Source organism: Micromonospora sp. ATLC20 (assembly GCF_057196585.1).
On the sequence record NZ_JBXUOV010000163.1, the window covers coordinates 1 to 13,159 of the forward strand.

A 13,159-nucleotide genomic window follows, 5' to 3' on the forward strand; every position below is an offset into this window, starting at 1 on the left:
GGCCGGCGGCGCAGCACCCGGCGCGGCCGGGTGGCCTGCCGGACCCGTTCCTCACCGGCGTGCGCCAGGATGTCCCGCTGGAAGAGGGCGGCCTGCATCTTGGCGGCGATCTGCCGCTGTTCCCGGGCGATCTCGGCGTCGCGGGCCTTCATCTCGGCGATCGAGCGCTCGATGTCGGCCAGGTGCTCGGCCCACTGCGGCTGGTGCGCGCCGCAGTGCGGGCAGACGACGGCGGGCTTGATGTCCTGCCCGCACGAGGCGCACCTGAAGCTCTCCACGACAGTCTCCCGTCCGCCCGTGCCCCCGCACTGTGGACCTCCCAGAGGCAGCATGCCTTGAGTGGGCCGGGATTTCGACAGTTGCCGCCGCGTTCCGGACAACAAAAACGGACCGGCCGCCGGGAGACGTTCCCCGGCGGCCGGTCCGCGCGCTCAGCGGATCAGGGGCGGCCCATGCCGCGGTACTCCCAGCCGGCCTGCGTCCACAGTGTGGAGTCGAGGCAGTTGCGCCCGTCGACCACCTTGCGGCCGTTCGCCAGCTCGCCCAGTGCGACCGGGTCGGCGTTGCGGAACTCGGCCCACTCGGTGAGCACGCAGACCAGGTCGGCGCCGCGGACGGCGTCGTTCATCGTCTCCTCGTACGTCAGCTCGGGCACCGCCCGGCGCGCGTTCTCGACCCCCTGCGGATCGAACACGTGCACGTCGGCGCCGGCCTTGCCGAGCAGCGAGGCGACCGCGAGCGCCGGCGCGTCGCGTACGTCATCGGTGTTGGGTTTGAACGTGGCGCCGAGCACCGCGACCCGCGTGCCGGACAGGTCCGGGCCGGCCGGGCCGGAGCGGCGGCCGAGCAGCTCGGCGGCGAGCTGCACGACGCGGCTGCGGCGGCGCTGGTTGATCAGGTCGACCTCGTGCAGGAAGCGCAGCGCCTCACCGGCGCCCAGCTCCTGCGCGCGGGCCTGGAACGCGCGGATGTCCTTGGGCAGGCAGGCGCCGCCGAAACCGAGCCCGGCCTGGAGGAACCGGTTGCCGATGCGCGGGTCGTAGCCGATCGAGCGGGCGAGCTGGGTGACGTCGCCGCCGGCCGCCTCGCAGACCTCGGCCATCGCGTTGATGAAGGAGATCTTGGTGGCGAGGAACGCGTTCGCGGCGACCTTGACCAGCTCGGCGGTCGCGAAGTCGGTGACCACCAGCGGCACCTCGCGGTCCTCGGTGGCGGCCAGGTCGAAGACGCCCTTGTGGGCGGCGAACAGCATGCCGTTGGCCCACTCGCTCTTGACGCCGACCACGATCCGGTTCGGACGCAGCACGTCGTCGACGGCGAAGCCCTCCTGGAGGAACTCGGGGCTCCACGCCACCTCGACGCCGAGGTCGGCCGGGGTGTGCTTGCCGACGAGCTGCTCCACCCACTCGGCGGTGCCCACCGGCACGGTGGACTTGCCGACGATCAGCGCCTTGCGGGTCAGGTGCTGGGCGAGGCTGGTCACGGACGCCTCGACGTACGACAGGTCGGCGCCCATCCCGTCGGCCCGCTGCGGGGTGCCGACGCAGATGAAGTGGACGTCGCCGAAGTTGGCGGTCTCCTGGATGTCGGTGCTGAACCGCAGCCGGCCGGCGGCGAGGTTGCGCCGCAGCAGCTCGTCGAGGCCCGGCTCGTGGATCGGCACCTCGCCGGCGTTCAGCTTGGCGATCTTGTCGGCGTCCACGTCGAAGCCGAGCACCTCGTAGCCCAGCTCCGCATAGCAGATGGCGTAGGTCGCACCGAGGTAGCCGGTGCCGAGGAAGGTCACCCGCGGGCGGGCGGCGCCGGACGGCGGGGTCACCGCGGCGATGGCGGGCATCGGCTGGGTGTTCGGGTACGGAATCGTCACGCCTGTCTTCTCCGCTCGCACTGGCGGCGCTTCCACGCGTCGCATTCTGCTGGGGCGCCGAGGCCGGGCACCGAGGGAACTGGATGTCTGCTGTGAGGGTAATGGGGTCGGGCGGGCGAGGCTCGGGCGCGAGCCTACCCGCCGGTAAGGTTCGGCCGGGGCCGGTGGCTATCCTTCAGTTTGCGGCAGTCGTCGGCCCCTGGGCGGCACAGACTGCGCATGATAGCGGTGAAAGGGGAGGGCCGACATGGCCGCAGAGCAGTCGTTCGACGTCTACCGGTTGCCGGAGGAGCACGAGGCGATCCGGGAGGCGGTCCGTGAGGTCTGTGCGGCCAAGGTGGCTCCGCACGCCGCCGAGGCGGATGAGACAGGTGAGTTCCCCAAGGCGTCGTACGAGGCCCTGCGCGCCGCCGACTTCCACGCCCCGCACATCCCGGTCGAGTACGGCGGCGCCGGCGCTGATGCCCTGGCCACGGCCATCGTGATCGAGGAGGTGGCCCGGGCCTGCGCGTCGTCCTCGCTGATCCCGGCGGTGAACAAGCTGGGCACCATGCCGCTGCTGCTGGCCGGCTCCGAGGAGCTGAAGCGCAAGTACCTCACCCCGGTCGCGGCCGGGGAGGGCATGTTCTCCTACTGCCTCTCCGAGCCCGAGGCGGGCAGCGACGCCGCCTCGATGACGACGAAGGCGGTACGTGACGGAGACCACTGGGTGCTGAACGGCGTGAAGCGGTGGATCACCAACGCGGGCGTGTCCGAGTACTACACCGTGTTCGCCGTGACCGATCCCACAGCCCGGTCCCGGGGCATCTCCGCGTTCGTGGTGGAGAAGTCCGACCCGGGCGTCAGCTTCGGCGCCCCGGAGAAGAAGCTCGGCATCAAGGGCTCGCCCACCCGCGAGGTCTACTTCGACAACGTCCGGATCCCCGCCGATCGCATGATCGGCGCCGAGGGCACCGGCTTCGCCACCGCGATGAAGACGCTGGACCACACCCGGGTCACCATCGCCGCGCAGGCGGTCGGCATCGCCCAGGGCGCGCTGGACTACGCCAAGGGCTACGTCCAGGAGCGCAAGCAGTTCGGCAAGCCGGTCGCCGACTTCCAGGGCATCCAGTTCATGCTCGCCGACATGGGCATGAAGCTGGAGGCGGCGCGGCAGCTCACGTACGCCGCCGCCGGCAAGTCCGAGCGCGGCGACGCGGACCTGACCTACTTCGGCGCGGCCGCCAAGTGCTTCGCGTCCGACGCCGCCATGGAGATCACCACGGACGCGGTCCAGCTGCTCGGCGGCTACGGCTACACCCGCGACTACCCGGTCGAGCGGATGATGCGGGACGCCAAGATCACCCAGATCTACGAGGGCACCAACCAGGTGCAGCGCATCGTCATGGCGCGTCAGCTCCTGAAGGGCTGACAAGCAATTTGCGGGCGGGTGTGGCCGGGCCGCTCGACTCGGCCGCACCGGTCCCGCGCGGCCGCCCGTCTCGCGCAGAAGAAATGCGATGACGTCGCTGTCGGAAATACTTCGACGCAGGCGGCGAAATGATGTCCGCCGGCGGGTTCAGGCGGCGTGCGAAGCGGCGAACCGGCGCGCCTTCTCGAAGGGGTGCGGTCCCGATCGGGAATGTCACTGCCGGCCCACCTTGCCTTTGCAGTGTGACGCGATTGCCGGTGCGACGTGATGACTCTCCCGGTTTATGGGAGGAAGGGTGGTCGTCGGGCGGTCTTCCCCCACCGCCCGGCCGGCCGCCGGACGTCTTTCTCCCGGAGTGCCGCAACCGTCGGGCCGCAGCGGCAGTCGAGCACCGGACGTCCACTGCTTGGGAATCCGTTCGCCGAATCGCATATGCCGTGCGGGTGAGCTGCGGATTGTCGGCTCTTCTCGGCGTGATTTCCGGACGCCTGCCCGCCCGGATCGTCGACGCCGCCCCGGGGTTCCTCGCGCATGCCGCCGTGCTCATTCCAGTCCGAGCGACTGCCCGTCCTGACCGGCCAGCAGTGCCATGCCCAGCCGGGTCGGGACGTGCAGCACCGTGTTGCGCTGGCGCTGGGTCGTGATCAGACCGGCCTTGCGCAGCACCGTCGCGTGCTGACTCGCGCCCGCGGGGGAGATGCCCAGCCGCTCGGCCAGTTCTCCCGTGCTGGCGCTGTTCGTGAGCTCGCGCAGCACCGCCGCCCTGGTGTGGCCCATCAGGGCGGCAAGGCCGGCGGTGCTGTTGACCGGTTCCTTCCACAGCGTCGACGCCATCGCCTGGTCCGGTAGCGCCGGGAACAGCACCGCCGGGCGTCCCGAGACTCGGTGGGACTCGATGAACACCGCCTGGTCGGAGAGGAAGACCGCCGGGGCGAGCAGCAGTCCACGTCCGTCGAGGTGGACGTCCCGGCTCTCCGCGCGGGAAATCTCCAGTACCGGGGCCTGCCATCTGGTGCGTGCGCCCAGGTTGGCCAGGATCGACTCGGTGCCCCCAGTCAGCACCATCCGGCCGCGGGCTTCGCGTTCGATCTCACGGTAGGCGGACATGCGCTCCCAGTAGGGCTTGATCGCCACGCGGGAGAAGTTCTGCACCGCGGCGGAGATGCGTTGCGGGTTGCATCCCATCTCAGACAGCTCGTCCAGGCCCCGCTGCGGCCCCCGGTCGATGAGCCAGAGGAGACTCGACAGCGGCCGCAGCGGCGGGGGCAGGATGCGGATGGGGCTGCCCTGGCGTTCGAGTTCGTTGCGAACCCGCTGTCGCCATCGACGGAAGACGCCATTTCCGGAATCGTCCAGGGAGTCCAGCGCGAATATCGTCTCCGCGAGGACTCCCAGCGAGTTCATCACTCTTATTCGAGTCAGGTCAGTAACCGTGAAGTGAATTCTCAACACAACGTTCCCCCGTGGTGTCAGTCATTTGTTACGGTTGCTATTCAATTTGGTGTCTGCGTCGAAAGTTCCTTCAGGTAGCCGTGGTGGTGCGGTCTGCGTTTGCAGATGTCACGTCGTATCAGGAGGGCCCATTCGCATCGATGTGGGCGGTTTCCCTCCGTTCCGCGGTTGTCTCCGGCTCAGCGCCGGACTCAGCGTTTGTCGCAAGTCAGCGGTGGTGGCGAGACAATTGCGGACCGGACGCCGGGTGGCGCCGGCCGAGCATCGAGAATTTTTGCCTACGGGTATCCGGGGTGTCAACACCGTCCTGCTTGGACAAGATTGGAGTCGATGAAGTCGGAGCCAGTGGTCGCCGCCTTTGGGTCATGTCGGCCGGTAAGGCCGGGCAACCGCCGGCGAAGCGGTAGGTGATCTTTATGAACGGCTGCCAACCCGTCCGTTCACACGCCGGACGCCACCCGCTTCCGGATCGGTGACCCCAGCTCACCTGGCGCGTTCGTTCTCGGCTGAAAGACATGGATCGGCCCCGCCCGGGACGGCCACGATCGGGCCGCCACGTCGGTGGGAGGGGTTCTCGAAAGATGACACAACTGGACGAGGAGCCGAAGGCGGGCCGGCACCGGTTCGCCGGACGGGCACGCCGGCTCTCCGTAGGCGGGCTCACCAAGCTGCTGGGCGCCGGGGTGCCCGCGGACACTCTGGATTTCGCGGTGGGGACACCGGCCTGGCCGGATCCGCCGGCCGAGGTCGTCGAGGCGGCGTGCGCGGCCCTGCGCGGCGGCGCCAACCAGTACGCCCCGCCGGACGGCGACCTGGGTCTGCGTACCGCACTGGCCGGACGACTCGGGCGGGGCGTCGACCCACTGACCGATCTCACCGTCACCTCCGGGGCCACCGAGGCGTTGTGCGTCGCACTGCTGGCGACCGTGGACCCCGGTGACGAGGTCGTCGTCCTAGAGCCCTGCTACGAGAACTTCCTGACCGCCATCACGGTCGCCGGCGCGCAGGCCAGGTTCGTTCCGCTGCGTGGCGACGGCTGGCGCTACGACTCCGAGGAACTGGCCGCCGCGTTCGGCCCCCGGACCCGCGCCGTCATCGTCAACACGCCGAACAATCCGACGGGCCGCCTGCTCACCGCGGACGATATCCGGGAGATCGGCGCGCTCTGCGAACGCTGGGACGCGACGATCATCTCGGACGAGGTCTATTCCTCGTACGTCTTCGACGGCCGGACCCACCTCTCCCCGCGCGACGTACCCGGTGCCGGGCACCGCACCGTCGTCCTCGGCAGCCTGTCGAAGAGCCACGCCATCAGCGGCTGGCGGATGGGGTTCCTGCTCGCCGACGCGGAGCGCACCGAGGTGCTGCGCCGGGTGCACATCGTCACCAGCGGCGGCGCGGCGCACCCGTTGCAGGCCGGGCTGGCCGGTGCGCACCTTCTCGACGGCACGGCGTGGGATCCCCGGCCCGGTCTGCAGGACCGCCGGGACCGGGTGGTCGAGGCGCTGCGCGGCTACGGCCTGCGCTGCGTTGCACCGCAGGGCGGCTGCTACGCGTTGGCCGACATCCGGGACGTCAGCGACACCGACTCCGAGGCGTTCGTGCTGGATCTGCTGGCCCGGGCGCGCGTCCTGTTCGTACCCGGGACGTTCTTCTTCCCCAACGGGGGCGGCAAATACCTCGTCCGCGTCGCGTTCAACCGCCCGGACAGCGTCATCGACGAGTTGGCCGCCCGCCTCGGCGGCGCGACGGCACCGGCCACCAGGAGAGCATGATGAGCACCATCGCGGTGATTCCGGGCGACGGCGTCGGACCGGAGGTCGCCCGGGAGGCGACCGAGACCGTCGCGGCCCTCGGCCTGGACCTCACTTTCGACGTCCTCGACCACATCAACGCCGACACCTACCTCGAGACGGGTGTCGCCATGTCCGAGGACGACCTGGAGCGGGTGCGCCGGGCCGGCGCGGTGCTGTTCGGGGCGGTGGGAGACGCGCGCGTCTCGTCCACCGGCTACGCCCGCGACATCCTGCTGCGGCTGCGCTTCGAATTCGACCTGTACGTCAACCACCGCCCCGCCGCACTGCTGCACGACCGGGTGAGCCCGCTGCGCGACCCGGCCCGGCGGCCCATCGACCTGGTCGTCGTGCGGGAGAACACCGAGGGTCTCTACCTCGGTGTGGGAGGCGTGCTGCGCGCCGGCACGAAGGACGAGGTCGCGATGGACGAGGAGGTCAACACCTATCTCGGGGTCAGCCGCATCCTCGACTACGCCTTCTCCATCGCTCGCCGGTCGGTGTGCATGGTGGACAAGTCGAACGCGGTCCGGCACGGCGGCCGGCTATGGCAGCGCTGCTGGCATGAGGCCGTCGCCCGCCATCCCGACATCGAGACCTCGCATCTGTACGTGGACGCCGCGGCCATGAACCTGGTCGCCGACCCGACCCGATTCGACGTCGTCGTCACGAACAACTCGTACGGGGACATCCTTAGCGACCTCACCGCCCAGCTCGCCGGTGGCATCGGGAGCGCGGCGTCGGTGAACCTGAATCCGGAGACGGGCTTCGCCCTGTTCGAACCGGTGCACGGCTCGGCACCCGACATCGCCGGCAAGGGCATCGCCAACCCGATCGGAGCACTGGAGAGCGCCGCGTTGCTGCTGGACCGGCGTGGCCACAGCGGTGAGGCCCGGGCCCTGCGCGACGCGGTCAAGCGCACGGTGGCGGCCGGAAGATGCACCACGGACCTCGGTGGCACGTTGACCACCACGCAGGCGGGCGCGGCGATCCGTGCCGAATTGCTGGCGACGGGATGGTGATCGTCACGCGGACGCCGGGAGGACGCGGCAATGGATCTGGGTGACGCCGACCTATACCTGAGTGCCGAGCGCTACAAGCGGTGGCGCGAACACACCGAGGCGGATGCCGTCCTGTGGAGCGAACCGGGGACGTCACCCGGCGGTTTCTGGTCGGTCTTCTCCCACGAGCACTGCCGCTCCCTCTTCGCCCACTCCGCACCGTTCACCTCCGAGTACGGCATGATGATCGGCTTCGACGCTGACCACCGCGACCGGTCCGGCGGGCGGATGCTGGTGGTCAGCGACGGTGCCCGGCACGCCCGGCTGCGCAAGCTCGTCGGGCCCTTCCTGTCGCGTATGCGCGCCGTGTCGATGGAGGACGCGGTCCGCCGCGAGATCCGTACCCATGTCGAAGCCCTCTGCGACGGTGAGGTGCACGACGTCGCCACCGGCCTGGCGCCCCGCATCCCTGCGGCGGTGGTGTGCGAGGTGCTGGACATCCCGGTGGGCGAACGCGACCGGCTGATCGAGCTGACCAATCACGCCTTCGGGGGGGCCGACGAGACGTTCGACAAGATGACGCCCTCCCAGGCCCACACCGAGATCCTGTACTACTTCGACGACCTGATCGCGCGGCGGCGCCGCCGGCCGGGGCAGGACCTGATCAGCGGCATGCTGCGTGACCCGGGGCTGAACGCCTCCGACGTCGTCATCAACTGCGACAACGTGCTCATCGGCGGCAACGAGACGACCCGGCACGCGATCGCCGGCTGTTTCGAGATCCTCAGCGAGCGCCCGGAGCTGCTCACCCTGGTCCGGGACCGCCCCGAGGCCGTGCATCCGCTCATCGAGGAGGTGCTGCGCTGGACGTCGCCCGCCATGCACGTCCTGCGCGTCGCCACCGAGCCGGTGACCATCGGCGGGCAGGAGATCGCGGAGGGCTCTGCCGTGGTCGCATGGCTGGCCGCCGCGAACCGGGACGAGCGCGTCTTTCCTCAGGCGGACGTGTTCCGCCCGGATCGGCAGCCGAACAAGCACCTCGGCTTCGGCTACGGGCCACACGTGTGCCTCGGCGCCGCACTGGCTCGGCTGGAGATCCGCCTGCTCCTGGAGGCGCTGGCGGAACTCGCCGACGCAGTGGTCATCCCGACGCCGCCCGTCGCGCTGCGGTCGAATCTGGTGCAGGGCCGTCGCAGTCTGCGCGTGACCGTCACACCGCGGGCCCCGGTCGGCTGACCGCCGTACCCGGCCACCGGCCGTGCGGACCGCATTTCCCCCGAGGTTGAAAGGCCGTGGCACCGGCCCACCCGTCGCGCGACGCTGTCGTCTGCCCGACGCGTCGGTCCTGAACACGCTCACCGACGACATCGATACCTGGAGGGTCACGTGGAAGCCGAGTACCCGGTGAACAAGGCAGCTTCCGTCCCGGGTCAGGGCGCTTGCCTCGCTGACCTGTTCGAGCAGCAGGTCAGCGCCCAGCCGAACGCCGGAGCCCTCCGGTTCGAGGACGTCCGGCTTACGTACGCGGAGCTCGACCGGCGCGCGAACGAGCTCGCGCACCTGCTGGTGGAGGAGGGCGTTCGGCCGCGTGACATCGTCGCACTGGCGTTGCCGCGCTCGGTCGAGGCGATCGTCGCGCAGGTGGCAGTGGCGAAGGCCGGTGCGACGTTTCTGCCGGTCGACCCGCTCTACCCCGCCGAGCGGATCACCTTCATGCTGCGCGACGCCGGCCCGGTGCGGGTGCTCACCACGGCCACCGTCGAGGTGTCCCTGCCCGGCATCATCCCGGTGACCGTGCTCGACGGGCCCCGGACCGTGGACGACCTCGGCCGGCGGCCCAAGACCGCGCCGGACGTGCTGCGCGACGCGCAGGCACCGGCCTACGTCATCTACACCTCCGGCTCCACCGGCGTCCCCAAGGGTGTGGTCGTCCCGCACACCGGCATCCCCAGCCTGGTGGAGTCGCATCGGCGACGGCTGGCGGCCGGCCCGGGGAGCCGGGTCCTCCAGTTCGCCTCGCCCAGCTTCGACGCCTCCGTCTGGGAGGTGTGCATGGCGCTGCTGACCGGCGGGACACTGGTGTGTGCCCCGGCCGACCGGCTGCTGCCCGGTCCGGCGCTGGCCGATCTGATCGCCGAGCACGGCGTCACCCATGTGACGCTACCGCCGTCCGCCCTGGCGGTGCTGCCGCCGGACGCGCTGCCCTCGGTGTCGGTGCTGGTCGTGGCGGGGGAGGCCTGCGCGCCGGACCTGGTCAGGCGTTGGGCTGGCGGCCGCACGATGGTGAACGCGTACGGGCCGACCGAGTCGACCGTCTGCGCCACGATGAGCCGGCCGCTGAGCCCGGACGGCGACGCCGCACCGATCGGCCTTCCGATCATCGGTACCCGCGTGTACGTCCTGGATCCGGAGCTGACGCCGGTCGAGGACGGCGCCACCGGAGAGCTGTACATCGCAGGGCTCGGCCTCGCCGACGGATACCTGAACCGGCGTGAGATCACCGACGCGGTGTTCCTGCCAGACCCCTTCGGCTCGCCGGGCGACCGGATGTACCGCTCCGGGGATCTGGTGCGGCGAGGACCCGACGGCCAGCTCGACTTTGTCGGTCGCGCCGACGACCAGGTGAAGATCAACGGATTCCGGGTCGAGCCCGGTGAGGTCGAGGCGGCGCTGACCGCGCACCCCGGCCTGGCGCACGCCGCCGTCGTGGTGCGGGAGACGGCACCCGGCAAGCCCCGCCTGGTCGCCTACGTGGTGCCGGCCGGGGAACCGGTCACCGCCGTGCGGCTGCGCGACGACCTCCGGCGCCGGCTGCCGGACTACCTGGTCCCCGCCGCCTTCGTCGTGGTCGACCGGTTGCCGCTGACGCCGAACGGCAAGGTGGACCGGCGCGCGCTGCCCGACGTGCCGGTGCGGCCCGAGGGTGACGACGGGTTCGTTGCCGCCGCGACGCCGATCGAGAAGCTGCTCGTTGGCATCTACGGCGAGGTACTCGGGTTGCCCGAGGTCGGCGCCGAGGACGACTTCTTTCAGATGGGCGGCGACTCGCTGCTCACCATCCAGGTGCTGGCGCGGATCCGTGAGGACCTGGCGGTGGACCTCTCACCGCGGGCGATGTTCGACCGGCCGACGGCCGCCGCGATGGCCGAACTCGTCGCCGAGCAGGAACCATCCGGCCGGGCCGCGTCGCCCGGCGAGGACACCGATGCGGTACGCCCGGCCGAGCGGACCGGTGCCCTGCCCGTCTCGTACGCCCAGCAGGCGCTGTGGTTCATGGCCGAGTTCGCGCCGGAGAGCTACGAGTACAACCTCGGCACCGGCCTGCGTCTCACCGGTGAGCTGGACGAGGCAGCCCTGCTGCGGGCACTGGCCGGCGTGGTGGAGCGGCACGAGGCGCTGCGCACCACGTTCGAGATGGCCGACGACCAGCCGGTGCAGATTGTCCACCCGCCGCGGACACCGCAGGTCACCGTGGCGGATCTGCGCTCCGAGCCCGACCCCGAGGCCGAGCTGGACGCCCGGGCCGCGGCGGACCTGACCCGTCCGTTCGATCTGGCCGTCGGGCCACTGGTCCGGCCGAGCCTGTTCCGCACGGCCGACGACGAGCACATGCTGCTGCTGACCGTGCATCACATCGTGCTCGATCGGTGGTCGGTAGGCGTCCTGATCCGCGAGCTGATCGAGTTCTACGAGGCCGAGCTGCACGGTTCCGAGCCCGCCCTGCCGCCGGTGACGCTCCAGTACGCCGACTTCGCGGTCTGGCAGCGGGAGCACCTCACCGACGACGCGCTCGCCGACTCCCTCGCCCACTGGCGCCGGACGCTGGACGGCGTCAACCCACTCGAACTGCCGACCGACCGGCCGCGGCCCCGGGTGCGTACGTGGGCCGGCGGCGCCGAGCGGTTCCACATTCCCGCCCAGAAGGTGGCCCGCCTGCGCGAGCTCTCCCACCGGCACGGCAGCACGTTGTTCATGTCGCTGACGGCCGTGGTGGACGTGCTCCTGGCACGCCTGTCCGGGTCGTCGGACGTCGCGTTCGCCACCGTCGTCGCGGGGCGCGACCGGGCCGAGACTGAGCACATCGTCGGCTCCTTCGTCAACACGGTGGTGCTGCGCTCGCAGGTGGACGGGTCCGCTCCGTTCGAGCAGCTCCTGAACGGTGTCAAGGAGACGGTGCTCGAGGCCTTCGTCCATCAGCAGGTGCCGTTCGAGCGTGTCGTCGACGAGGTCGCCCCGGTGCGCGACCCCAGCCGGTATCCGCTTGCGCAGGTGCTCGTGGTGCTTCACCGGGCGCTGGTGGAGGAGGCGCATGTCGGCGGCGAGCTCTCGGTGACCGGCTACGACGTGCCCCGTCGCTCGTCGATGTTCGATCTCACGGTGGAGTTCGTGGAGCGCGGCAACGACCTGACGGTCTGGCTGGGCTACAACAGCGACCTGTTCGAGGCGGAAACCGTCCGCCGCCTCGCCGGCATGCTGTTCCGGCTGCTGGACGCCGTTCTCGACGATCCCACGCAGACCGTCTCGGCGCTGCCGATGCTCTCCGCGGCGGAGGAGCACCGAGTCCTGACCGAGTTCAACGACACCGACGCCGAATACCCCTCCGACAAGTGCGTGCACGAACTGTTCGAGGAGCAGGTACGCATCCGGCCGGACGCCGTGGCCGTGATCGCGGGCCAGGACCGGATCAGCTATGAGGAGCTGGACCGGCGCGCCAACCGGATCGCCCACGCGCTGCGCGGCCTCGGCGTCGGACCCGACGTGCCGGTCGGGCTCTGCGTGCGGCGGGGCTGGCGGATGGTCGCCGGGATGCTCGGCATCCTCAAGGCCGGAGGCGTCTATGTCCCGCTGGACCCCGCCTACCCCGCAGACCGGTTGACCTTCATGCTCGCCGACACCGCGGCGCCCGTGCTGCTGACCGAGGAGGAGCTCGCCGGTGTGTTCGGCGACGAGGCGGCCAGTACCGTGATCCTCCTGGACACCGGCTGGGACACCCTGGCGGAGCATCCGGAGACGACTCCGGCGAACCTGACCACACCGGACGACCTCGCCTACATCATGTACACCTCCGGCTCGACCGGCATGCCGAAGGGTGTCGCCGCCCCGCACCGCGCGACCGTGCGTACGTTCTTCTCCTCCGGGCTCATGATCTCCGGGCCGGACGAGGTCGTTCCGCAGTGCCTCTCGATGTCCTGGGACGGTCTGTCGGCCGAACTCTGGTCGGTACTGCTGCACGGGGGCACGTCCGTGCTGTACCCGAACCAGCCCACCGACGCCGAGGTGCTCGCCGGCCTGGTCCGTGAGCACGGTGTCACCACCCTGTGCATGCCCCCGAGCCTGCTCAACGCATTCGTGGACGCATTCCCCGACGAGCTGCGCAGCGTCCGCCAGGTGATCACCGGCGGCGACGTCGCATCCCCGTTCCACATCGCCAAGGCGCTGCGGCACGCACCGCACCTGCGCCTCGTCAACTGTTACGGCCCGGTGGAGTCCACCGTCGCGGCCACCTGGTACGAGGTGCCCGCCGGCTACGACGGCACCAGCCCGGTCCCTATCGGGCGGCCGTTGGGTAACACGGTGGTCTATGTGGTGGACGAGGGTCTGAATCCGGTGCCGGTGGGTGTGGCCGGTGAGTTGT

Annotated in this window: 8 protein-coding genes; 5 read left to right on the top strand and 3 right to left on the bottom strand. The window is 70.5% G+C overall.

From position 1 onward, the window contains the following. Nucleotides 1-278 (bottom strand): hypothetical protein (locus tag AC2CHG_RS25105; protein WP_484525706.1); only part of this gene is annotated, 278 nt, incomplete at its 3' end. A gap of 161 nt (nucleotides 279-439) precedes the next feature. Further along, nucleotides 440-1,867 carry a UDP-glucose dehydrogenase family protein gene (locus AC2CHG_RS25110; protein WP_484525707.1) on the bottom strand — a complete coding sequence of 476 codons (1,428 nt, stop codon included), beginning with the start codon at nucleotides 1,865-1,867 and terminating at the stop codon, nucleotides 440-442. 247 nt (nucleotides 1,868-2,114) lie between these two features. Between AC2CHG_RS25110 and AC2CHG_RS25115 the strand changes: the two genes are divergently transcribed. After that, entirely contained in the window at nucleotides 2,115-3,278 is a 1,164-nt protein-coding gene (locus tag AC2CHG_RS25115) for an acyl-CoA dehydrogenase family protein (protein WP_262012482.1), read from the top strand. Nucleotides 3,279-3,821: 543 nt separating this feature from the next. Here AC2CHG_RS25115 and AC2CHG_RS25120 read toward each other — a convergent pair. After that, nucleotides 3,822-4,682, bottom strand: coding sequence for an ArsR/SmtB family transcription factor (locus AC2CHG_RS25120; protein WP_484525708.1), 861 nt, complete (start codon nucleotides 4,680-4,682; stop codon nucleotides 3,822-3,824). Nucleotides 4,683-5,311: 629 nt separating this feature from the next. Here AC2CHG_RS25120 and AC2CHG_RS25125 point away from each other — a divergent pair. The 4 genes from AC2CHG_RS25125 to AC2CHG_RS25140 form a co-directional block, all read left to right on the top strand. Next, on the top strand, nucleotides 5,312-6,505 hold the full coding sequence (locus AC2CHG_RS25125) for a pyridoxal phosphate-dependent aminotransferase (protein ID WP_484525709.1): 1,194 nt from the start codon (nucleotides 5,312-5,314) through the stop codon (nucleotides 6,503-6,505). Continuing rightward, the gene (locus AC2CHG_RS25130; protein ID WP_484525710.1) at nucleotides 6,505-7,545 is read left to right on the top strand and encodes an isocitrate/isopropylmalate dehydrogenase family protein; all 1,041 of its coding nucleotides are present in this window, start codon (nucleotides 6,505-6,507) and stop codon (nucleotides 7,543-7,545) included. Before AC2CHG_RS25125 ends, AC2CHG_RS25130 begins: the two co-directional genes overlap by 1 nt. 30 nt (nucleotides 7,546-7,575) lie before the next feature. Beyond that, nucleotides 7,576-8,760 carry a cytochrome P450 gene (locus AC2CHG_RS25135; RefSeq protein ID WP_484525711.1) on the top strand — a complete coding sequence of 395 codons (1,185 nt, stop codon included), beginning with the start codon at nucleotides 7,576-7,578 and terminating at the stop codon, nucleotides 8,758-8,760. A 150-nt stretch (nucleotides 8,761-8,910) separates the two neighbouring features. Continuing rightward, a partial coding sequence (locus AC2CHG_RS25140; protein ID WP_484525712.1) for an amino acid adenylation domain-containing protein occupies nucleotides 8,911-13,159 on the top strand: 4,249 nt, incomplete at its 3' end.